Source organism: Bacillus sp. FSL R9-9834, assembly GCF_038006905.1.
Classification (GTDB): Bacteria; Bacillota; Bacilli; order Bacillales; family Bacillaceae_G; genus Bacillus_A; species Bacillus_A pacificus.
This window is the reverse complement of sequence record NZ_JBBOWD010000001.1, coordinates 4,324,858-4,345,930: the sequence shown is the minus strand read 5'-3', so window position 1 is coordinate 4,345,930 and position 21,073 is coordinate 4,324,858. Positions and strand designations below refer to the sequence as shown.

Here is a 21,073-nt window from a genome sequence, read left to right as displayed (position 1 = left end):
TAATGCTACACTTCAATGAGATCTTTTATATCCCATTTTACAAGAAATGTAATAGAGTCTGAACGTTTTTTCTTTTCTTCGTAGGACTCTGCAACGACGTTTCGTTGCTTTTGAATTTGTTCAGCGATGAACCCAGCTTCTAATTGATAAGAAGAATGTCTTTTTTGTTTTTGACGTTCAGCGATGAGTGTGCCTTTAAGTTGGAACTGCATTTCACGACGCTTATGTTCAATAATGCTTAAAGTGCCCCAGCCAGCTTTTTCAAAGAACTGAATGACTTCTTCAATTGTGTCTAGTGGATATTTTCTTGCAAGGTTTCTACCGGACCAGTATAAAATACCATCTAGATCGTTACCGATTAAATCAGGTAGTAATTCTTCACGTAGCAATTCGTAAGCGAAGGCGTTCAATGAAACATCTTCTAAAGATGTTGTATCGATTGTATTTTTACTCACAATATTCCCCTCTTTCTATAGGGATTATTATATAACATTTCTCATTTATAAAAACAGATTTTTCTTTGGGAAAATCTGAATATATAAGAAGAAAAAAAGAATTGGCAAATTATATGCAAATTATGTATACGTTTTCTTGACGCTTCGACAAAAATAGGAGTAAAATGAACTTGGTATCAAATTATGCTGAAATATTTCGAATAATTTTTTCAGTTTTTCTTATGCCAATAGTGAAAAAACATTATTGCCATAAACTAATCTGAAAACAGCAGTCAATCATTCAAGGGGGGTAATGGGGACATGAAAGGCCGCGAGTATACGTTTCGTAAGTGGCACTCATTAATGGGGGTCATCCCGGTTGGTGTCTTTTTGACGCAACATTTAATTGTAAACAACTTTGCAACACGAGGAGCAGAGGCTTTTAACAAAGCTGCAGGCTTTATGGAGCTCCTTCCATTCCGGTATGCGCTAGAAATTTTCATTATCTTTTTACCAATACTGTACCATGCTATATATGGCTTATATATTGCATTTACAGCTAAGAACAATGCGGTTTCTTACGGTTATTTCCGTAACTGGATGTTCGTCTTCCAAAGAATTTCAGGTATCGTTACACTGATTTTCATTTCTTGGCACGTCTGGGAAACTCGTATTCAAGCAGCGTTAGGTAAAGAGGTAAACTATGATATGATGGCAGATATTTTAAACAATCCAGCTATGTTTGCATTCTACTTAGTTGGTGTTGTTTCAACAATTTTCCACTTTGCAAATGGACTATGGACATTCTGCATCAGCTGGGGAATTACAGTATCTCCACGTTCACAAAGAATCTCTACTTATGTAACATTAGCTATTTTCTTAGGTCTATCTTATGTAGGTGTGAGTGCATTATTAGCGTTCATCGATCCACAGCTAGCAAACCAGTAAGGAGTGGGAGAGCATGAAAGGGAAACTTATAGTAGTCGGCGGTGGCTTGGCTGGCTTAATGGCAACGATTAAAGCGGCGGAAGCAGGAGTAAATGTTGAACTGTTCTCTTTAGTACCAGTAAAACGTTCGCATTCTGTATGTGCCCAAGGTGGAATTAACGGTGCCGTAAATACGAAAGGTGAAGGGGATTCTCCATGGATCCACTTTGACGATACAATTTATGGTGGGGACTTCTTAGCGAACCAACCACCAGTTAAAGCAATGTGTGAAGCAGCACCTGGTATCATTCATTTAATGGACCGTATGGGTGTTATGTTCAACCGTACGGAAGAAGGACTTCTTGATTTCCGTCGTTTTGGTGGAACGCAACATCACCGTACAGCATTTGCTGGTGCAACAACTGGACAGCAATTACTATACGCATTAGATGAGCAAGTACGTCGTCACGAAGTAGCAGGACTTGTAACGAAATATGAAGGTTGGGATTTCTTACGAGCTGTTATTGATGATGAAGGTGTGTGCCGAGGAATCGTTGCACAAGACTTACAAACTATGGAGATTAGAAGTTTCCGAGCTGATGCCGTGATTATGGCAACAGGGGGCCCTGGTATCATCTTCGGAAAATCAACAAACTCCATTATCAATACAGGTACAGCAGCTTCTGCTGTATATCAACAAGGCGCATATTATGCAAACGGTGAGTTCATTCAAATTCACCCAACGGCAATTCCTGGAGACGATAAATTACGTCTAATGAGTGAATCTGCACGTGGTGAAGGTGGACGTGTTTGGACATATAAAGATGGTAAACCATGGTACTTCTTAGAAGAAAAATATCCGGCTTACGGAAACCTTGTACCTCGTGATATCGCAACGCGTGAAATCTTTGATGTTTGCGTAGAGCAAAAACTAGGTATTAACGGTGAAAACATGGTGTACTTAGATCTTTCTCATAAAGATCCGAAAGAACTAGATATTAAACTTGGTGGAATTATTGAAATCTATGAGAAATTTACAGGTGACGATCCTCGTAAACTACCAATGAAAATCTTCCCAGCTGTTCACTATTCAATGGGCGGGCTATGGGTTGATTATAAGCAGATGACAAGCATTCCAGGTTTATTTGCAGCAGGTGAGTGTGATTATTCTATGCACGGTGGTAACCGTCTTGGCGCGAACTCACTGTTATCAGCAATTTACGGTGGTATGGTAGCAGGACCAAATGCAATTGAATATATGAAAGGTCTTTCTAAATCATCAGATGCCGTTTCATCTACTGTGTATGAACAAAATGAATTAATCGAAACAGAGAAATTTAACAATATTTTAACGCTTGATGGTAACGAAAATGCGTATGTTCTTCATAAAGAGCTTGGAGAATGGATGACAGATAACGTTACAGTAGTTCGTGAAAATAAAAAATTATTAGAAACAGATGCAAAAATTGAAGAGTTAATGGCTCGCTACAAACGTATTAACATTAACGATACAGCGAGATGGAGCAACCAAGGTGCTTCATTTACACGCCAACTTGCAAATATGTTTGAATTAGCACGTGTTATTACAATTGGCGCATATAACCGTAATGAGAGCCGTGGGGCGCATTACAAACCTGAATTCCCAAATCGTGATGATGCAAACTTCTTAAAAACTACGATGGCGAAATTTGAAGGAGAAGGAAATGCACCGGCATTCCATTACGAAGACGTGGATATTTCATTAATTAAACCACGTAAACGTGATTATTCTTCAAAACACGATGTAGCTGCTAAGAGTGAAGAGAAGGGGGATAAACAACATGTCTGAGAAAACAATCCGCCTCATCATTACGAGACAAGACGGACCAGATGCGCAAGCGTTTGACCAAGAGTTTGAAATTCCGTATCGTCCTAATATGAATATTATTTCGGCGCTTATGGAAATTCGTCGTAATCCTGTCGATGCAAAAGGAAACAAAACAACTCCGATTGCATGGGATATGAACTGTTTAGAGGAAGTATGTGGTGCATGTTCGATGGTGATTAACGGAAAACCACGTCAATCATGTACAGCTCTTATCGATCAATTAGAACAACCAATTCGCTTAAAACCGATGAAGACATTCCCGGTTGTTCGTGACTTACAAGTTGACCGTAGTCGCATGTTTAATGCTCTAAAACGTGTTAAAGCTTGGATTCCAATTGATGGTACGTATGACTTAGGACCAGGACCAAGAATGCCTGAGAAGAAACGTCAATGGGCTTATGAGCTTTCAAAATGTATGACATGTGGTGTTTGCTTAGAATCATGTCCAAACGTAAATAGTAAATCGGACTTTATTGGACCAGCTCCGTTATCACAAGCTCGTCTATTCAACTCACATCCAACGGGTGAAATGCATAAAGCAGATCGCTTACGTGCAATTATGGGTGATGGAGGACTTGCAAACTGTGGTAACTCTCAAAACTGTGTGCAATCATGTCCAAAGGGTATTCCGTTAACAACTTCAATTGCGGCGTTAAACCGTGATACAACAATTCAATCGTTCAAAGATTTCTTTGGTAGCGACAATAACTATTAAAAAATATTGCCTCTTCATTTCGAAGGGGCAATATTTATAACTGTATTATTCTGTTTATTCTGTTTATTTTGAAGTGAAAAGGAGAGGGAACAATGAAGAGGATTTCTTATATTGAAGACTTTGAGCAATGGGAAAGTGGTTTTTCGTTTTACAATCCTGTAAAGGTTCGTTTTGGTGAAGTAGATATGTTTGGACATGTAAATAATGTCGTTGCCTTTACCTATTTTGAAGAAGCACGTATCGCATTGTTTAAAGAACTTGGATTTATGCAAGAATGGACGCATGAATCTTCAGAAACGATGATTGTTGTTGCGGATTTACAATGTAATTTTATTAAGCAAATATATTTTGATGAACAGTTGAAGGTGTATGTAAAAGCTGGATCAGTTGGAAATTCTTCATTAGATTTGCATTATATGGTGAAGAATGCAGAAGGAGAAGTTTGTTTAGTTGGTCGTGGAATGATGGTCCAAGCGTCGAAAAAAACGGGAAGAGGCGAACCGTGGCCTGAAGAGTGGAAGAAAAAATTAATACAATGATAGAGTGAAAGAAAAATAAGAGAGCAATTTGCTCTCTTATTTTTTGTCTTCCATCGCCTCTTCTAATGTTAAATGATGTTTATATATGTATGTAGCGTATGGATTTCCAACGTAGCGCAAATGCCACGGTTCATATGAGTATTCTGTTGTTTCTGTTTTATCTTCTAAATAACGAATGACAAAGCCAAATTCATGAGCATGTTTTGCAACCCATTTACCTTCGTTTGTCTCTCCAAAAATAGGCTCTAATTGGAATTTAGCAGATTTTGAACTAATATCCATTGCTAAACCAGTTTGATGTTCACTCGTACCGGGAATGGCACTTACTGAATCCGCCTCAGCTTTTCCTTGACGTCTAACGTATGTATCATGTAATGATTTTTGGCGTTTGTATGAACGATAACCAGATACAGCTGTAAGTTCAAGTCCTTCTTTCTTTGCCGCTTCAAACATATTTTCAAGCGCATCTGCAGCATCTTTGCGCAGCAATGTTTTTTCTTTATCTTTTGGACTAGTAAATGGTACGTTTGGTCTCGTTAAGTCTTCAGGTGTGTATCCGTCTGGTAGTTTTCGATGTTTATTAACTAATACAAGATTAGACTCTGGATTTGTTACAACGGAAAAATCATTGTCTAGCTTCTTTGCATTATGATCAGCTTTTGGAAAAGCAGGAATCTCTTCTTTTTGGTGGTTACTATGCTGTTGACTTTCGACAGCTTTCGCATTATTTTGTAGTGGTGATTTAGAACTAAAGTAAGCGAAAGAAGTGATACCGATTACAATAGTAGTGGCAGAAATAATAATTATCTTTTTCATGATGCCTTGTAATCACAGTCCTTTCTTAATAAAATGTGTATCGTTTCTTATTATAAGTCTAGTTTAATGAAAAAGAAATATAAGAGTCGTAACGTAATAGAAATGCAAAGAAAATGTCAGAAAATGTGTGAAATTGTAGTATTTTTTTATATAATTCATTTCTTGTCTTTCATGAAATTCATTTTTTATGTAATATATACACATAAGAAGATGTAGCGATTATCGAGAATAAAAAACTTCTTGTATAGACTAGGAGTGAATGGGAATGGATTTTGCAACACTTATTGGAATTATTTTAGGAGTAGTGGCGGTAGTAGTAGGAATGGTCGTCAAGGGCGCTGACGTAATGGCCTTAGTTAATCCTGCCGCAGCATTAATTATTTTCGTTGGTACATTTGCTGCAGTATGTATAGCATTTCCAATGAATCAATTAAAAAAGATTCCAAAATTATTTAAAGTTCTTTTTGGTTCTAATAAAAAAGATTTAAGTTATGAACAGTTGCTAGAATTGTTTGTTCATTGGACATCTGAAAGTAGAAAATACGGTATTTTGTCTTTAGAGCAGCAATTAGACAAAATTCAAGATGAATTTCTTTTGCGTGGTATGAAATTTGTGATTGATGGCGTATCTGCAGAAGATTTAGAACAAATTTTAGAAGCTGAATTAGAAGCAATTGAAGAAAGGCATGCAAAGGGAGCAGCAATTTTTTCTCAAGCTGGTACATATGCACCAACATTAGGGGTTTTAGGTGCTGTTATTGGTCTTGTAGCTGCACTTGGTAATTTAACTGATATCGAAAAGTTAGGTCACGCTATTTCGGGTGCATTTATTGCAACGATTTTTGGTATTTTCTCAGGTTATATACTATGGCATCCATTTGCAAATAAATTAAAGCAAAAATCTGCAGCTGAATTAGAGAAAAAACGTTTAATTATTGATTGTCTATTAATGTTACAAGAAGGTACATATCCGTTTATTATGAAGAACCGCATTTTAGGTGCACTTTCTGCAACTGAGCGCAAAAAGCTTGAAAAAGGGGCAGAAAAAAATGCGGAGTAAAAAAAATAGAAGAAGTAAAAAGAAAAAACACGAAGAACATATCGATGAAACTTGGCTAATCCCTTATTCTGATATGTTAACGTTGTTGTTTGCATTGTTCATCGTTTTATTCGCAATGAGCAGTATAGATGCTGCTAAGTTTAAACAGATGGCTGTTGCTTTTCGAAGTGAATTAGCTGGTGGAACAGGTAACAAAGAATTTTTAAGTGATCAGAAGCCAAATGATGAAAAGGAATTATCAGCAAGTAGTTTAGAGTCTGAGAAGATTAAAAAGAATGCTGAAGCTGAAGTAAAGCAACAAGAAATGAACGAATTAAAAGCGGTACAAAAAGGTATTGATAAGTATATTGAGGAAAATCGATTATCTTCTTCTTTTAAAACTGATTTAACAGAAAAGGGATTGAAGGTAACGATATTAGAAAATGTACTATTTGATTCTGGGAAAGCGGACGTAAAATTAGAATCGTTAAGTATTGCGAAAGAAATGTCTAATTTACTTGTTTCAGCATCACCTCGTGAAATCACAGTATCTGGACATACAGATAATGTTCCTATTGCAAATGCGCAATTTGCATCGAACTGGGAATTAAGTACGCAGCGGGCAGTTAATTTTATGCAAGTATTACTGCAAAATAAAGAATTACAACCAGGAAAATTTAGTGCAGTTGGTTACGGAGAATACCGGTCAATTGCTCCAAATGATACGCAAGAAGGAAAAGCGAAAAATAGACGTGTAGAAGTGTTTATTTTACCTTTAACGAGAAATTTGCAATAAAAGAGGATGGCACATGCCATCCTCTTTTATTTTGCATCAAATGATTTTAAGTTGTCATGGCGGATTTTATCTTTTTCTGCATCTGATTTTTTGAAATCATAATCATATAAAGCGCCTTCCCAATCGCCATACATTGGATTTGGGAAAATAATAAATTTCTCCCCAAATTGTGCTTTTGAATCTGAGACTGCTTGGTTTCGGTCCTTTACAGACTTTCCATCAAAACCAGTGAAGTCAGATAAGTTATCACCGAAGAATAAAACGATATCATGTGTTTGAGAAACGAGTTCACGACGTTTTTCTTTTCCTTTTTCTTTCGGGTCTTGTAGTAATATATGTTCTTTCGTTGCTTGAGGCGCGCCTACACGCTCAAGGTTTTTAATTGTTGCATCTAGTTGGTTTGTTTTACGATTTGAGATGTAGTAAATATCTACACCTTTAGACTCTGTATATTTTAAGAAATCAATTGCACCTGGAAGGGCCTCAGCTTCAGCCTTATTAATCCAATCATCCCATTTATACGGATAGCCTTTTCCTGTTTTTACGCTCATTGCTTGATGAGGACTGTTATCTAAAACAGTTTCATCTAAATCAAGTACGATAGCGGGTTTTTTCTCGGTTCCTTTTGCAAGAGCTGCATCAAGCTTCAATTGACCGATATTGTATCCTTGGTAGTACAATGCTTTCGTTTCACCGGCTGTTTGATACCATAAATCAGCCATTAATTGCTGGTCTGTTAATTTTACTTTCTCTTCTTTCGCCACTGTTTTCTCTTGCGTTCCTGAACATGCTACAAGCGATGTAGATAGAACCGCTACAGATAATAAAGTGGTAATGCCCCTCTTCATCTTCATATGTATCCTCCTTGATGTTAAAAAATCATCTTATATTATATATTAAAATATAAATTTTTTTTATGAACATTTGCATATTGTCTTTTGTATATGTAGTAGTATGTCCTATATTAGAAAGATGAGAAAAAATGATGGGAATTATTTTGACAAGTTTAATTGTCGAAATGACAATAATAATTGACAAATCATATGATAATATTTACAATTTTAACTAAATAGAACAAATGATGGATTAAGGCGGTGTTACATATTAAGAGGATAAAGTGTAGTGCTATATTTTATCTTGTATAAACATAGTCTTTGAAAGAGAGTATGAATGATAGTAAAGGGGAGGCTTTATACTTTGAGTTTACAAATTCAAAACTTAACGAAACAATTTGGGGAATCAAAAGCAGTTAACGGCTTGCAAATTTCATTACCAAAAGGTGAAGTGTTAGGATTGCTTGGACGAAACGGTGCAGGAAAAACAACGACAATCAAAATGCTTCTCGGATTATTAACGCCTAATGAAGGGTCTATTACATGGGATGGAAAATCATTTGGGACTAGTGGAGTAACGATAGGGTACTTACCAGAAGAAAGAGGCTTATATACAAAAAGTAGAGTAGTAGACCAGTTGCGATATTTTGGCAGATTAGAAGGCATGACGAAAAAAGAAGTAGATCTTGCTATTGATCACTGGTTAGATCGATTAGCAATACCGGAATATAAATTTAAAACGGCAGGAGAGCTTTCAAAAGGGAACCAGCAAAAAATCCAATTAATTGCTGCTCTTCTTCATAACCCTGAACTTCTCATTTTAGATGAGCCATTTAGCGGACTGGATCCAGTGAATGCGGGGATGTTAGCTAGCATTATTGAAGAACAAGTACAGAACGGAAAGACAATTATTTTATCTAGTCATCGTATGGAACAAGTGGAGGCTTTTTGCCAACATGTATGTATTTTGAAAAAAGGTGAAGCAGTCGTAAAAGGTCAATTAAGTGATATTAAAAAAGAATATGGTTTCCGTAATTTAACGATTGAAGATACAGAAGAGAATGAGAAGGGATTAAAAGCTATTCATGTATCGTATGAAAAACAACAAGGCCTTCTTTATGTGAAAGTACAAGACGATGCAGAAGCTCTAAACATTTTACAACAATTACAAGAACAAGGTATTACCTTACGACAATTTAAAATGTTAGAGCCGACGTTAAACGAAATCTTTGTAGAGAGGGCGAAATAACGATGCGTAAATTTTCTCACGTATTTTCATTTTATTTTAGGGAAGCATTTTTATCTAAAAAATCATTAATTACGAGTGCGATTTTGTTTTTAGTTGTGTTTGGGCTTTTCGCATTTAATCATTTCACAGCTGATAACGATAAAGGAAAAGATAAATTTGCTGTAGTAACAGAAAGCGATACGTATAAAGTGCAAGAAAGTGATATAACAAAGTTACTTCCGTCTGCTAAAGTAACGGTAGAAAATAAGGATAAGTTTAATAAACTACGTAAGCAAGTAGAAGATGGGGATTTAGACGGTTTATTCCGTATTACAGAAAAGAATGGTATCCCAGAAGTGACGTATATGTATAGTGGTTTTCCGAGTCAATCAACGGCTACACTTATGGCAAGTTATTTGAAGGAACAGTATACAGCGGTAATGATTGAAAAAAATAACGTATCTGCCGAAGTAGCAAAACAGTTACAGATGGAAATTCCGTTAAAGCAAGAGGCGGTAAAAGATCATGCATCTTCCTTTGGAATTGGCTATATTTTCTCGTTTGCTTTATATATGTTTATTATTGTGTTTGGAACTGCAATTGGGACGACGATAGCATCCGAAAAATCATCCCGTGTTATGGAGTTAATGCTTCCGAAAGTAAAACCATTAACAATGCTACATGCTAAAATTTTAGCAATTGTTTCTAGTGCTTTACTATTACTTATTACTGCTTCTCTCGGTTTTCTTGTACCGTATTTATTAGGTTGGGTAGACCTAGAAAATGCATCTTTAGTAGGACTTGTACTAGACTTTTCCAAGTTGGATGCTGTAGTAATTAGTATGTTCGTTGTATATTTTGTTACAGGCTACTTACTATATGCAATGTTATATGCAGCGGTTGGTGCTGTTGTATCAAAAATTGAGGATGTGCAATCTCTTTCGTTCCCAATTACAATGTTAGGTATAGCAGCATTTTTCATTAGTATTAAATCACTATTTGATCCTAATAGTACATTAGCTGTAGTTAGTTCGTATATTCCATTCTTTACACCTATGGTTACATTTTCAAGGCTTGTAGCGGGTGAAGCAGGAACTGTAGAGATTATTGTGACTTTAGTCATTTTATTGGTGACTATTGCTATCGTCAATATGCTTGCAAGTCGCATTTACGTAAATGGTGTAATGAATTACTCAGACAAAGTGAAATTTAAAGATTTAGCGAAATTTATAAAGCGTCAATAATGAGAGAAAAGCATGATTTCCTGTTGAAATCATGCTTTTTCTTTATGTATAAATTAAAAATAGTATATAATAATAAGAGTCGTCTTTTAATAGAATGAATAAAAAGGAGGGTGTGCAGATGGGAATTAGTAGTCGTTTTACAGTAGGTGTTCATATGTTGACATTACTTGCGATAGATCGAAACTCTCGCTGTACCTCTGAATGGATTGCCGGTAGTGTGAATACAAATCCAGTTGTGATTCGTCGCATTACAGGAATGTTGAAGAGAGCAGGACTTGTTGATGTACAAGCTGGTAAAGGTGGTACGACACTTGCTCGTGATTTAGAAGAAATTACATTACTTGATGTATATAAAGCAGTGGAAGTTGTAGAAGAAGGACAGCTATTTTCCTTCCATGAAAATCCCAACATTGAATGTCCAGTAGGAGCTAATATTCAATCAGTATTAGAAATTATTTTAATGCAAGCGCAAGAAGCGATGGAAAATGTACTTGCAAATGTAACAGTAGATCAATTAGTTACAAATTTAAAGTCTAAAATGAAAGAGTAAAAAAGCGAGCATCCTCATAATGAGGGCTCGCCTTTTTTTATTTAGAAATATTGAAAATTTTATTTTTCAGTATTTAAAATGAATTTACCTACGATAGCTGCTACGATACCACCAACAATTGGTGCGATGATGAATACCCATAGTTGAGAAAGTGCTTCTCCGCCAGCGAATAAAGCTGGTGCGATACTACGAGCTGGGTTAACAGAAGTTCCAGTTAACGGAATACCTAATAAGTGAACTAAAACTAATGTGAAACCAATTACTAATCCTGCTAGAGAAGAACTTCCTTTTTTACCTGTTACAGCAACGATTACTAAAATGAATACGAAAGTTAAAATAAATTCAACTAGAAATGCTCCAGATAAACCAAGAGTTCCAAAACCGTTTTGACCTAAATTATCTAAAGGTGTTTTAGCAGATTTTAAAATTGTTACTAACGTTGCAGTTCCTAATAAACCACCTAAAATTTGAGCTAATACATAATAACAAAGTTCCATAGCGTTCATTCTTTTATTGATGAACATAGCTACTGATACTGCTGGGTTAATGTGACATCCAGAAATTGTTCCGATGCTATATGCCATAGCCACAATAGATAGACCGAAAGCCATAGCGATTCCTAATGTTCCAATTCCTTCAATTCCGCCGCCAATGACAGCTACTCCAGTTCCGAATAATACTAGTACAAATGTACCAATAAATTCAGCGATTGCTTTTTTTAACATAATTTACCTCCTATTGTTGCGCATGAACCGTATTATAACATAGGTTTTAGTATAAACCGTTAATGAAATACTATTCTGATAAGGCGCAATAGGGGGACAATAAAAAAAGAGTATGGTTCTTTGTCACAGAACCATACTCTTTTTTTATGCTGTTTTTTTCTGTTTAACGACTGGAACAGAACGGTTTAAAATGCTATTTGCAACCATTCCTAACATAATAATAATCATTCCAAGTAGGGAAAGCCCGCCAGGAAATGAACCATTTAAGAAAACAATTTCGCCAAGCACGGTAAAGACCATCGTTCCAGCTTGCGTTGCTTCAACAGCTCCAAGTAGAGCGAGATTATCTTTGGCTAAGTCAGTAGCAAAGAAAAATGTCATTGTCGCTATAACGCCAGAACATAATGCTAACAAAAATCCTTGCAGCATTTGGCTTGATGTTGGAATACCCGTAGTAGAAAATCCGAATATACCAAGTAAAATTGTTATAGGAAGACTGCCTATTGCCATTCCTAATACACGTTGGAATGTATCAAGACGCCCGCCAACAAGTTCCATCATTTTTCGGTTACCGAATGGATATAAGAAAGCAGCTAACACGACAGGTAAAAATCCTGAAATGAACTGAGTCATTGTAATGTGACCTGCTGCAGTTGCTTGCATACAAATTACACCAAGTAAAATAAATAATGCGACATATAAACTACGAAGTGGAATTTTTCCGCGTACAAGTTTCGTACCTGATTTTGTTTCTATTTTAACGAAAAATAATGGCGAGAGTAGTAAACCTGCTAATATAGTAACTTGCCAAGTTCCAGCAACGAGCCAAGCGGGAGAAAAGACAGCTGCAAAACTTAATAAAGAATAGAAACCAATACCAGCAACAGACCCCCACCCGATCCAAGCCAATGGATGTTTCTTTGATTCTTCCCATAACCCCCTTAAGTTTTTGCGAAATAAAACGATAAGGAATAAAATAGGGAGAGCAAATAAAAAACGGAAGGAAGCTGTCCAAGCCCAGCTCGTTCCAGATACATTCATTGCTCGATTAATAATAAAGGTTGCGGAAAAAAAGGCTGATGATAAAAGGCCTAATAAAATTGCGCGCATGAAGTATAGCACTCCTTTCGAAATTTAAAGAATATGTATAGTATAATATACTTTATTTGTATAAAAGTAAACTATTTTATATTTTAAGGTGGTTTTATAGATGAAAGAACATGAAGATATGCAAACGAAAGAAGTCATTCAGCAAGTAGGTCAGTTATTAAGACAAATTCGAAATGAGCAAAAATTAAGTTTAGAAGAATTAGCTCAAAAAACAGGAGTTAGTAAATTAACGTTAGGAAAGATTGAAAGAGGCGAAACGAATCCGACGTTAGCCGTCATTTGGAAAATAACGAAAGGATTATCAATTCCTTTATCGAGATTGATGGTTGTTGGAGAACCTGTAGCTGTTGCGCGCTGCGGAGAAGGATTTGCAGTAGATGTAGGACAAGCATGGCATTTAGAAACAATGTTCCGTTATACGAAAGAAACGGGGATGGAAATGCACCGTGCTTGTTTACGATCGAATAGTATATATGAACCAGAAGCGCATCATGAAGGTGCTATTGAGCTTGTAACGGTAATGAAAGGGAAAGTATTGATTCAAGTAGAAAGCGATGTATACGAATTAAATGAGTTCGACTCGATTCAATTTGAAGCGAATAAGAAACATAGTTATAAGAATGAAGAAGATGAAGTGGCGGTATTACATTTAACGATGAAATATTCTTCATGAAAAAATCCCCTATAGAAAAATCTATAGGGGATTTTGTATACACTATGCTTAAATATACGAAAGAATGTTATTAGTAAGAGCGTGGCATAAGTAATAAACAAATAAAATAAACTAAAAACCCCGTCCCAAAACATAAAACTGCAATGACCCAAAGTATGCGAATGAGAGTAGAGCTAATATCAAAATATTCTCCTAAACCACCGCATATACCAAATAGCATTTTATCAGTTTCGGATTTACATAACCTTTTTGACATCTTCCAATCCACTCCTTTTTATGACAAGCTATATACTTCTATTCTATATGGAAATTTATGAGAAGACTATGAGGTTGTATTACATTTTTTTTTAGAAAACAGTCGTATTAATTGTCTTAATTTTCAGTGGATATTAAAATTATATCATGAGGTGAGTTTCAATAAAGGGTGGGAGGGATAGAGATGACAGTATATTGGCTGACTAATGTAATGCTTGAATCAGGGTATACATATGAAGAGGGTAGAATTTCTCAAACAGAAACAGAGTTATGTAGTTTACTCATTGAAGATGGAAGAATTAAAAAAATGATAACAGGGGCTATTCAAGAGGAAGGGGTATCAATTTTTGATGCCAATCGTTTATTAATTTTGCCTGCTTTCGAAGAGATGCATATTCATATTGATAAAACATATTATAGTGGTCCTTGGAAAGCTTGTATGCCAGCAGAAAGTATTTTTACACGTTTTCATGAAGAAGAGGAAATTTTACCGAAGCAATTAGCAACTGCTCAAGATAGGGCGGAAAATATGCTAGCGTTATTGCTTCAAAATGGTGCAACGAATATAAGAACGCATTGTAATGTTGATCCGATTATTGGACTTGGTAATTTGGAGGCGACGTTAGCGGCGTTGGAAACATATAAAAAACAGGTTTCTGGTAGAATTGTTGCTTTTCCGCAACATGGATTATTGCGCAGTAATTCTGTGCAACTTGTGAAAGATGCGATGCGTATGGGTGCGCATCTAGTCGGTGGAGTGGATCCAGCTACAGTGGATAATGATATTGAAAAATCATTACATACCATTATGGATATCGCAGTAGAATTTAATGCGGACGTTGATATTCATCTGCATGATGCGAATAATCTTGGGACGTTTACGATGAAGAGATTGGCAAGTTTAACAGAAGAAGCGGGATGGCAAGGTCGCGTAACGATTAGTCATGCGCTTGGACTTGGTGGTGTTACAGATAAAGAAGCTGAAGAAGTGGCGGAAAGACTAGCAGCTTTACACATTGATATTACTTCAACAGTACCAATTGGGAAACAAGTAATCCCAATTCCATTATTAGATAAAAAAGGTGTGAAAGTTTCATTAGGAAATGATAGTATTACAGATCATTGGTCACCGTTTGGAACAGGTGATATGTTGCAAAAGGCAAATCGATTAGCGGAACGTTTTGGATGGAGTGATGAAAGATCGTTAGGAAAAGCACTTCGCTTTATTACGGGAGGAAAAGAAACGTTAAACAGTGCAGGAAAGCGAGCTTGGCCGAATGTAGGAGATGAAGCGAGTTTTGTTTTGACGAATGCAACATGCGTCGCTGAAGCAGTAGCGCGTCAAACAGAGAAGCATTTAGTTGTGCATAAAGGGAATATTGTTGTTGGAAGTTTAAATGAGGTGGAATTAAATAATCTTGTGTAAAAGAATCGTTTAAATGTTTTGGGAGGGTTCTAATTGTGAGTATAGAACTCTTCTTTTTTATGTTTGAAATATATTTCTTATAGGTTACTAGGAAGGATGAAAAAATTGGACAATCAACATAACCAAAATCATATTATGGGAACCTTGCAATGGTTTATATTTTTATTAGCGAATTCAATCGCATTACCAATTGTCGTTGGCGGATTATTTCATCTTACGATGGAAGAAATATTTTATTTAATGCAGCGTACATTTTTTGTAGTTGGTATATCATCTTTTTTACAAGGGTGGATTGGGCATAGACTGCCAATTGCGGATGGGCCAGCTGGGTCTTGGGTTGGAGTATTTACCGTACTTGCTTACGCAACGGCCGGACAAGATCAATTACATAGTACACTGCAAATTTTAGAATTAGGAATGATAATCTCTGGTATTATTTTAATAGGATTAGGAGTAACTGGTTTTATAGGACGTATTTTATTTTTATTTACGCCGCTTGTGACAGGGACGTTTTTACTTTTATTATGCTTACAATTAAGCGGTGTATTTTTAAAAGGAATGCTAGGAATTACTGCTACTGTTTCTCAAATCGATGGATTTACAGCGGTAATTGCGTTTAGCATATTTCTTTTTGTTATTATACTATCTAACTTCGGAAAAGGTTTTGTCAAAAGTTATGCAGTTTTAATAGGGTTAATTAGTGGATGGATTCTTTTTCTCATTGCAGGAAAAGTGACGATTCCAGCTCAAGTAACTCATTTTGTGCAACTTCCGCAAATATTTGCTTGGGGACTTCCAAAATGGAATACAGGTATGGCTGTATCGAGTTTCGTTATGGTATGTATTTTAGTTTCAAATACAGTGGCAGCTATTATAGCGATTAATCAAGCTACTATTCAAAAAGGGACTATTGAGCGGAAGCAGTTGAAGGATGGGACATGGGTTGGAGGCATTTCGCATATCATCTCTTCCGTATTTTCAACTGTAGGTGTCGTGCCGTTACCAGCAACGGCAGGATTTATACGTTTAACGAAACAAAAATATATACGATCGTTCTTACTAGCATGTATGTTACTAGTCGTAATGTCGATGTTCCCAAGTATTATTCGTTATTTAGCATCTTTACCATCGGCCGTCGCATCTGCGGTTTTAATGGCTTCATTCGTACAGCTAATTGGAATTGGATTCAATAATATAAAACAAGTGGAGCTTAATGAAAGGAATGTAACAATTTTAGGCGTTGCAGTATTATTTGGCAGCGGCGTTATGTTTCTACCGTCTGGAGCACTCCAATCATTGCCATCTGTTATGCAATATATATTCGGAAATGGTTTATTTGTAGGTACTGTTGTAAGTATATTGCTAGAACAAATATGGCGTACTGAAAAGTGAGTAGATGCAAGGAGTGTCTGCACTGTATAAAAGTCTAAAATAACATGTGAAATAAAGCCCATTTTCATTCACCACCCGCACATTTCGTTCATACAATATCTTGACTAAATAAACACCCAACTTACACATACACAGCTCTGGCTTAAGCAAGGAGGGTTATACCAGTTGAAGGAAAAAGCGTATCAATCTAAACCTTTACTCACAAAGAGAGAGAGAGAAGTATTTGAATTACTGGTTCAAGATAAAACAACGAAGGAAATTGCAGGTGAACTTTTTATAAGTGAAAAGACAGTTCGTAACCACATCTCAAATGAAATGTATAATTGTAACTAGTAATCACAGTTATAAAAACTTTCTCAATATTTTTCAGAAGAATGGGAGAATACATGTTCTCATTTATATGGTAGAATATTTTGTAAATACAGGGAGAAGACGTTATTTGTTTGAGATGAAGGGGGCTTTTCAATTGAGATTTCACAAAAAGATTATCGGAATAATTGAAGATCGGGAAGATTTAAGCCTAAGCTATGTAGCAGAACAAATCGGAGTTTCTAGACAATACATGTCAAAATTTAAAAATAAAGGCGCAATTGGATTTTGTCAGCTCGTTAAGCTGTCACATATATTAAGTGAGAAAGATAAAACATTCAAAGAAACAATGGCCGAATGGTGTCTAGAACTAGATACTACTGAGGCCATAAAACAAAGTTTTGAATATGCTTGTGTAACACGGAATATTAATCTTTTAGGGAAATTACTTACAAAGCATAAAGATGAATCAGGAACTATACGTGAATATGTTTCTGTATATGGAATCTTGTATCAATATATCATCGGAGAAGTTCATGGGACGGAAATAGTTAACCAACTGAAAAAAGTTGGACAACCCAAAGATAAAGTTTTAAACATTCTTATGGATATAATGAAGTGTTACAATTATTTCCACTTAAAGAAGTACAATTTAATGTTGGAATTAATCCAAGAGATCGAAGCTCAGGTTGAGGCTGTTGATAGCGATAGAAAATCTTATATTAAAGAATGTTATATATATCGAGTGGCAGAAATTTTTGCCCCAGTATATTTACACTATAATCATTTAGATTTAGCTAGAAGATTTGCTAATATGATAATAGACGCTAATATCAGCGAAAAGACCATCTCAGACGCATTGTACATACTAGGAATGTCTTATCTAGGCGAGGACAAGGAAAAGAGCCTCAACTACTTTGAGGATAGTTACACGCTATTTAAAAAGGTAGGAGACAAAACATACGAAAAAGAGGTGCGTTATAATTTAGATTTTGCTAAGATATATTTAGGCGAACCTTTAGCGAAGGATTCAGACCCTCACTTGATACAATTTCAAAATAGCCCAGATACTCAAATGTTAAAATTGCTTCAAGAATCCCTATATGATGGGGAAGAAGAGGATTTTCTGGTATACTATAAAGGAATTGTAAGCAATTCACCGAATGAGATATATGAATGTTTTCAAAAGTTTCTGCTGCAATCTAATTATTTTTTTACAAGTTTGGTTGCAAAAGAGATTTACAAAAGAGGAGATCAATCGGGGTTAATTAAATCGATGATGAATTTTAAGGGGAACATAGGAAAGGGAGTGTTTTGCAGTGAAAAAGATAGCTTCTACAATCTTAATTGCATTAACAGTATTCACAGTGTGGAGCGGATATACGACAGAGAAACCAGATCACTACAAACAAAATGAAACGATAACATATATGCAAGAAACGATTAAGCCCGGTGGTTAAATCGTTGGAATGAAAGACTGAGAAAAATCTCAGTCTTTTTCTTTTTGGTCAACTAAAATGAAAAAATGAAAAGTGATGTACTTTTCAGAATATTCCCGTGGGGAAATGTTATTATATACCTACAGAGAACGGAAGGGGGATATATTTATGGGAACAGAAGAGATATTAAAATCGTTCCTAAAATGTATTGCTGAAGCTTCTCAAAATGAAGAAGATATACAACGATACATTGAAACAGCATTTAATATTAAAACAAACTAAAAAATAGTGATGATCCAGTTGCCACCACTATTTTTCAGTTGGATTATTTAATTTTTCAAGACTTTCCATGATCGATAGCATGTTTTGTAGAACGATTTCTTGATGTTCTTCAGGTAATTGTTCTAATCGAGACTTTATACCGTGGTATTTCTTGTTAAAATCCTCATCTACTTCACGAGAGTCAGACCTTCCTAAGATAAAATCAATAGGTACTTCAAAGAAATTAGCAGCACGTTCCACGGTTTCGCGAGAAGCTGGTTTAAGACCTGTTTCGAATTTAGAAACACTGCCAGCAGTAACGCCAATTGCCTTGCCGACCTCGGTCTGAGTTAACTTACGCTCTTTTCGTAATTGACGCAGTCGATCTTTAAACTCCACAATAATCACCTCATATAAGTGGTTTGTTGAGTTTATTATAATGTTTCCTGTAGGGAAAATCAATGATATAAAACAGTCGATTATTTAATAAAATGCGAAAAAATATGTCTTGAATTTTCCCTAAGGGAATGTTAAGGTAATTTACACAGATATAGGAAGGAGTCATCAAATGAAAACAAATGTAGAAGAAACAAAACTGAAAACAGCATTTAAAAATTCTGGATATAAATATCACGAATTAGCTGATGCACTTGGTATTTCTTGTAGTTATTGTTACAAGCTCATTAATAACCACCATTATAAGAAGAAAATTTCTTATAACTTAGCTTCTAGAATGGCGAATGTTTTGAAATCAGATGTAGTTGATTTGTTTGAGGAGCAGGTCGATTTTTTTTAGTCTAAAATGTTCCCTAAGGGAATATTTTTGTAAAAAATTTGAGTGTTGTCTCAGTGAAAATGAATCATATGGTGTTATCAAGAGGTGATGAGGTTGGTGGTTAAACAAACGAAATTAAGAATTATTGAAGAAGTCTATGGAGACCAAAGAATTGAAGATGTGTTTGAAGAACTATACCAGTTGCGATTTGGCATAAAAGTAAAAGTTACAAGAAAAAATCCAAGCTCAGTTGCAACTGAACAAGAAAAGTAGGCTTTAAGCTTCATTGAGCGTAGCTTAATGAAGTGAGGATATGTAGTGGACAAGCCTGAAAGGAGAGTAATGAATGAAAAACGGAAAAAGATTGACTAAACGCGAAAAAATGCATCTTAAATCATATAGCTTAAATCCTGATAATTGGTTGGTTTTCAAGAAAGCGGATGGAGAAATGCATTTGGTACACCGTTTTACTAGTGCAACTCGTGTAATTCCAAGTTTATAAGTTTAGGAGGGAATAAGATGGATCAGTTAACAGTATTGGAGTTCAACAATGAAAGGATTTTAACGACTAAGCAATTAGCATTCATTTATGAGACAACGACTGATAATGTAAAGAAAAATTTTAATAATCATAAATCAAAATTTGAAAAAGGAAAGCATTTCTTCCTTTTAGAAGGCGAAGAATTAAGGGCTTTTAAGCGCAAGGTGAATAATATTCACCTCGCGGAAAACAACATAAATGAGTACAAAGTAGATAATATCTACCTCGTGCCAAACAACGTAAATCAATTATATTTGTGGACAGAACGAGGGGCGAATAGGCATTGTAAGATTCTCGATACAGACAAAGCGTGGGAACAATTCGATTACTTAGAAGAAACCTATTTCAATGCACGAGAGCAACAACGGCTTCCTACTGATCCAATGGATGTTTTAAAACTTACATTTCAAGCATTAGAAGGTCAGAAACAAGAAATTGAAGAGATAAAGTCAGATGTACAAGACTTAAAAGACAATACTCCGTTATTCGCAATCGAATGTGATGAAATTTCTAATGCAGTAAAACGCCAAGGAGTCGTATTGCTAGGCGGGAAACAGTCGAATGCCTATAGAGATCGCGGATTAAGAGGGAAGGTTTATCGTGACATTTACAACCAACTATACCGTGAATTCGGAGTCAAAAGTCATAAAGCGATTAAACGTTGTCACTTAAATGTAGCAGTGAAAATAGTTGAAGAATATACACTTCCGATTGTATTAAGCGAAGAAATTTCTTTTGTAAATGCACAAATGAATTTCACAGAAATGTAGCGCAGATTTAAAACAAGGAGGTACTCCATGAAAATTGATCCAATATCCGCAACAATACTTTTGGAACAAGAAATTATTGAGGAAAAACTCAAACAAGGAATAAATGGGCTGGAGTGGCTAGTATTACAAGTTGTAGTAGATGAAGAGAGAGCAGAATCTTTAATATCTTGGGAAAGACTACAGTCCTTAGCGGCTAAAAAGAAAGTGAATTCTCTTACGTTATTTTCAGATGCAATTCGTTTAGATGCAGAGAGTTTTTATGAAATATATGAGTTGAATTGGTGGATGGCACTCAGGGAAGCACTAACGTATTTTTCGCTAATGAGGATGCAGAGATACGATATGTATTTTGAGGTAATGAAAAATCTGTTTACCGATGTTTCAGCATTGGAAAGAAAGGAGCAATAAT

General features: G+C 35.7%; 26 protein-coding genes. 19 read left to right on the top strand and 7 right to left on the bottom strand.

What is annotated here, in order from left to right:
- Positions 1–5: 5 nt before the first annotated feature.
- Positions 6–455, bottom strand: a complete 450-nt coding sequence (locus MKY00_RS22745) for a YslB family protein (RefSeq protein ID WP_000042220.1) — start codon at positions 453–455, stop codon at positions 6–8.
- Between the two features lie 300 nt (positions 456–755).
- Here MKY00_RS22745 and sdhC point away from each other — a divergent pair, with 300 nt between their 5' ends.
- The 4 genes from sdhC to MKY00_RS22725 all read left to right on the top strand — a co-directional run bounded on the left by sdhC (position 756) and on the right by MKY00_RS22725 (position 4,482).
- A complete protein-coding gene (sdhC, locus tag MKY00_RS22740; RefSeq protein WP_000678352.1) occupies positions 756–1,382 on the top strand; it encodes a succinate dehydrogenase cytochrome B558 in 627 nt (208 codons plus the stop codon).
- A 13-nt stretch (positions 1,383–1,395) separates the two neighbouring features.
- On the top strand, positions 1,396–3,189 hold the full coding sequence (sdhA, locus tag MKY00_RS22735) for a succinate dehydrogenase flavoprotein subunit (protein ID WP_000676735.1): 1,794 nt from the start codon (positions 1,396–1,398) through the stop codon (positions 3,187–3,189).
- Positions 3,182–3,943 carry a succinate dehydrogenase iron-sulfur subunit gene (sdhB, locus tag MKY00_RS22730; RefSeq protein ID WP_001291825.1) on the top strand — a complete coding sequence of 254 codons (762 nt, stop codon included), beginning with the start codon at positions 3,182–3,184 and terminating at the stop codon, positions 3,941–3,943. The genes sdhA and sdhB overlap by 8 nt, the downstream gene beginning before the upstream one ends.
- Before the next feature lie 92 nt (positions 3,944–4,035).
- Positions 4,036–4,482 (top strand): acyl-CoA thioesterase, encoded by a 447-nt coding sequence (locus tag MKY00_RS22725; RefSeq protein WP_000822739.1) that lies wholly within the window; start codon positions 4,036–4,038, stop codon positions 4,480–4,482.
- 36 nt (positions 4,483–4,518) lie between these two features.
- On the opposite strand, the gene MKY00_RS22720 is transcribed toward MKY00_RS22725, so the two are convergent.
- Positions 4,519–5,298 (bottom strand): M15 family metallopeptidase, encoded by a 780-nt coding sequence (locus tag MKY00_RS22720; RefSeq protein WP_016718620.1) that lies wholly within the window; start codon positions 5,296–5,298, stop codon positions 4,519–4,521.
- 265 nt (positions 5,299–5,563) lie between these two features.
- Here MKY00_RS22720 and motA point away from each other — a divergent pair, with 265 nt between their 5' ends.
- Both motA and motB read left to right on the top strand, forming a co-directional pair.
- Positions 5,564–6,358, top strand: coding sequence for a flagellar motor stator protein MotA (motA, locus tag MKY00_RS22715; RefSeq protein ID WP_000344868.1), 795 nt, complete (start codon positions 5,564–5,566; stop codon positions 6,356–6,358).
- Positions 6,348–7,133, top strand: coding sequence for a flagellar motor protein MotB (gene motB, locus MKY00_RS22710; protein WP_001256752.1), 786 nt, complete (start codon positions 6,348–6,350; stop codon positions 7,131–7,133). The genes motA and motB overlap by 11 nt, the downstream gene beginning before the upstream one ends.
- Positions 7,134–7,159: 26 nt before the next feature.
- Here motB and MKY00_RS22705 read toward each other — a convergent pair whose 3' ends face one another.
- Positions 7,160–7,987 carry a 5'-nucleotidase, lipoprotein e(P4) family gene (locus MKY00_RS22705; protein WP_000782777.1) on the bottom strand — a complete coding sequence of 276 codons (828 nt, stop codon included), beginning with the start codon at positions 7,985–7,987 and terminating at the stop codon, positions 7,160–7,162.
- A gap of 343 nt (positions 7,988–8,330) precedes the next feature.
- Here MKY00_RS22705 and MKY00_RS22700 point away from each other — a divergent pair, with 343 nt between their 5' ends.
- The 3 genes from MKY00_RS22700 to MKY00_RS22690 all read left to right on the top strand — a co-directional run bounded on the left by MKY00_RS22700 (position 8,331) and on the right by MKY00_RS22690 (position 10,988).
- Positions 8,331–9,215: an ABC transporter ATP-binding protein gene (locus MKY00_RS22700; RefSeq protein ID WP_000058127.1), complete on the top strand. Its 885-nt coding sequence runs from the start codon at positions 8,331–8,333 to the stop codon at positions 9,213–9,215.
- Between the two features lie 2 nt (positions 9,216–9,217).
- Entirely contained in the window at positions 9,218–10,438 is a 1,221-nt protein-coding gene (locus tag MKY00_RS22695; RefSeq protein WP_016718619.1) for an ABC transporter permease, read from the top strand.
- Positions 10,439–10,556: 118 nt separating this feature from the next.
- Entirely contained in the window at positions 10,557–10,988 is a 432-nt protein-coding gene (locus MKY00_RS22690) for an Rrf2 family transcriptional regulator (protein WP_000512998.1), read from the top strand.
- 59 nt (positions 10,989–11,047) lie between these two features.
- On the opposite strand, the gene MKY00_RS22685 is transcribed toward MKY00_RS22690, so the two are convergent.
- Positions 11,048–11,713, bottom strand: coding sequence for an MIP/aquaporin family protein (locus MKY00_RS22685; protein ID WP_000913199.1), 666 nt, complete (start codon positions 11,711–11,713; stop codon positions 11,048–11,050).
- Between the two features lie 144 nt (positions 11,714–11,857).
- Positions 11,858–12,823, bottom strand: a complete 966-nt coding sequence (locus MKY00_RS22680; RefSeq protein WP_016718618.1) for a DMT family transporter — start codon at positions 12,821–12,823, stop codon at positions 11,858–11,860.
- A 100-nt stretch (positions 12,824–12,923) separates the two neighbouring features.
- On the opposite strand from MKY00_RS22680, the gene MKY00_RS22675 reads away from it, so the two are divergent.
- Positions 12,924–13,496, top strand: a complete 573-nt coding sequence (locus MKY00_RS22675; protein ID WP_000658050.1) for a helix-turn-helix domain-containing protein — start codon at positions 12,924–12,926, stop codon at positions 13,494–13,496.
- Between the two features lie 70 nt (positions 13,497–13,566).
- Here the strand turns inward: MKY00_RS22675 and MKY00_RS22670 are convergent, their stop codons facing one another.
- Positions 13,567–13,752 (bottom strand): PspC domain-containing protein, encoded by a 186-nt coding sequence (locus tag MKY00_RS22670; RefSeq protein ID WP_000044337.1) that lies wholly within the window; start codon positions 13,750–13,752, stop codon positions 13,567–13,569.
- Between the two features lie 183 nt (positions 13,753–13,935).
- Here MKY00_RS22670 and MKY00_RS22665 point away from each other — a divergent pair, with 183 nt between their 5' ends.
- The 4 genes from MKY00_RS22665 to MKY00_RS22650 all read left to right on the top strand — a co-directional run bounded on the left by MKY00_RS22665 (position 13,936) and on the right by MKY00_RS22650 (position 18,295).
- The gene (locus MKY00_RS22665; protein ID WP_074585833.1) at positions 13,936–15,177 is read left to right on the top strand and encodes an amidohydrolase family protein; all 1,242 of its coding nucleotides are present in this window, start codon (positions 13,936–13,938) and stop codon (positions 15,175–15,177) included.
- 96 nt (positions 15,178–15,273) lie between these two features.
- On the top strand, positions 15,274–16,569 hold the full coding sequence (locus MKY00_RS22660; RefSeq protein WP_029141205.1) for a purine/pyrimidine permease: 1,296 nt from the start codon (positions 15,274–15,276) through the stop codon (positions 16,567–16,569).
- Positions 16,570–16,734: 165 nt separating this feature from the next.
- Complete coding sequence (locus tag MKY00_RS22655) at positions 16,735–16,902, top strand: helix-turn-helix domain-containing protein (protein WP_000659485.1); 168 nt, start codon at positions 16,735–16,737, stop codon at positions 16,900–16,902.
- Positions 16,903–17,035: 133 nt separating this feature from the next.
- Positions 17,036–18,295, top strand: coding sequence for an AimR family lysis-lysogeny pheromone receptor (locus tag MKY00_RS22650; RefSeq protein ID WP_065107367.1), 1,260 nt, complete (start codon positions 17,036–17,038; stop codon positions 18,293–18,295).
- Between the two features lie 331 nt (positions 18,296–18,626).
- Here the strand turns inward: MKY00_RS22650 and MKY00_RS22645 are convergent, their stop codons facing one another.
- The gene (locus tag MKY00_RS22645; RefSeq protein ID WP_000394560.1) at positions 18,627–18,977 is read right to left on the bottom strand and encodes a helix-turn-helix domain-containing protein; all 351 of its coding nucleotides are present in this window, start codon (positions 18,975–18,977) and stop codon (positions 18,627–18,629) included.
- A gap of 169 nt (positions 18,978–19,146) precedes the next feature.
- Here MKY00_RS22645 and MKY00_RS22640 point away from each other — a divergent pair, with 169 nt between their 5' ends.
- The 5 genes from MKY00_RS22640 (at position 19,147) to MKY00_RS22620 (ending at position 21,072) form a co-directional block, all read left to right on the top strand.
- Positions 19,147–19,374 (top strand): helix-turn-helix domain-containing protein, encoded by a 228-nt coding sequence (locus MKY00_RS22640; RefSeq protein ID WP_044798152.1) that lies wholly within the window; start codon positions 19,147–19,149, stop codon positions 19,372–19,374.
- Between the two features lie 96 nt (positions 19,375–19,470).
- Positions 19,471–19,626, top strand: coding sequence for a hypothetical protein (locus tag MKY00_RS22635; RefSeq protein WP_201027207.1), 156 nt, complete (start codon positions 19,471–19,473; stop codon positions 19,624–19,626).
- A 73-nt stretch (positions 19,627–19,699) separates the two neighbouring features.
- Positions 19,700–19,855 (top strand): DUF6906 family protein, encoded by a 156-nt coding sequence (locus tag MKY00_RS22630; RefSeq protein ID WP_175574666.1) that lies wholly within the window; start codon positions 19,700–19,702, stop codon positions 19,853–19,855.
- Positions 19,856–19,872: 17 nt separating this feature from the next.
- Positions 19,873–20,664, top strand: a complete 792-nt coding sequence (locus MKY00_RS22625) for an ORF6C domain-containing protein (RefSeq protein WP_061129227.1) — start codon at positions 19,873–19,875, stop codon at positions 20,662–20,664.
- A 27-nt stretch (positions 20,665–20,691) separates the two neighbouring features.
- Entirely contained in the window at positions 20,692–21,072 is a 381-nt protein-coding gene (locus tag MKY00_RS22620) for a hypothetical protein (protein WP_061129228.1), read from the top strand.
- Position 21,073 lies beyond the last annotated feature (1 nt).

Bases quoted from the DNA above. Each gene is read 5' to 3' on its own strand.
- MKY00_RS22620 (WP_061129228.1), top strand. From the start codon at position 20,692: ATGAAAATTGATCCAATATCCGCAACAATACTTTTGGAACAAGAAATT.
- MKY00_RS22690 (WP_000512998.1), top strand. From the start codon at position 10,557: ATGGGAATTAGTAGTCGTTTTACAGTAGGTGTTCATATGTTGACATTA.
- motA (WP_000344868.1), top strand. From the start codon at position 5,564: ATGGATTTTGCAACACTTATTGGAATTATTTTAGGAGTAGTGGCGGTA.
- sdhA (WP_000676735.1), top strand. From the start codon at position 1,396: ATGAAAGGGAAACTTATAGTAGTCGGCGGTGGCTTGGCTGGCTTAATG.
- sdhB (WP_001291825.1), top strand. From the start codon at position 3,182: ATGTCTGAGAAAACAATCCGCCTCATCATTACGAGACAAGACGGACCA.
- MKY00_RS22675 (WP_000658050.1), top strand. From the start codon at position 12,924: ATGAAAGAACATGAAGATATGCAAACGAAAGAAGTCATTCAGCAAGTA.
- MKY00_RS22725 (WP_000822739.1), top strand. From the start codon at position 4,036: ATGAAGAGGATTTCTTATATTGAAGACTTTGAGCAATGGGAAAGTGGT.
- MKY00_RS22685 (WP_000913199.1), bottom strand. From the start codon at position 11,713: ATGTTAAAAAAAGCAATCGCTGAATTTATTGGTACATTTGTACTAGTA.
- MKY00_RS22720 (WP_016718620.1), bottom strand. From the start codon at position 5,298: ATGAAAAAGATAATTATTATTTCTGCCACTACTATTGTAATCGGTATC.
- MKY00_RS22630 (WP_175574666.1), top strand. From the start codon at position 19,700: ATGAAAAACGGAAAAAGATTGACTAAACGCGAAAAAATGCATCTTAAA.
- MKY00_RS22670 (WP_000044337.1), bottom strand. From the start codon at position 13,752: ATGTCAAAAAGGTTATGTAAATCCGAAACTGATAAAATGCTATTTGGT.
- MKY00_RS22660 (WP_029141205.1), top strand. From the start codon at position 15,274: ATGAAAAAATTGGACAATCAACATAACCAAAATCATATTATGGGAACC.
- MKY00_RS22705 (WP_000782777.1), bottom strand. From the start codon at position 7,987: ATGAAGATGAAGAGGGGCATTACCACTTTATTATCTGTAGCGGTTCTA.
- MKY00_RS22680 (WP_016718618.1), bottom strand. From the start codon at position 12,823: ATGCGCGCAATTTTATTAGGCCTTTTATCATCAGCCTTTTTTTCCGCA.
- MKY00_RS22695 (WP_016718619.1), top strand. From the start codon at position 9,218: ATGCGTAAATTTTCTCACGTATTTTCATTTTATTTTAGGGAAGCATTT.
- MKY00_RS22665 (WP_074585833.1), top strand. From the start codon at position 13,936: ATGACAGTATATTGGCTGACTAATGTAATGCTTGAATCAGGGTATACA.
- motB (WP_001256752.1), top strand. From the start codon at position 6,348: ATGCGGAGTAAAAAAAATAGAAGAAGTAAAAAGAAAAAACACGAAGAA.
- MKY00_RS22625 (WP_061129227.1), top strand. From the start codon at position 19,873: ATGGATCAGTTAACAGTATTGGAGTTCAACAATGAAAGGATTTTAACG.
- sdhC (WP_000678352.1), top strand. From the start codon at position 756: ATGAAAGGCCGCGAGTATACGTTTCGTAAGTGGCACTCATTAATGGGG.
- MKY00_RS22640 (WP_044798152.1), top strand. From the start codon at position 19,147: ATGAAAACAAATGTAGAAGAAACAAAACTGAAAACAGCATTTAAAAAT.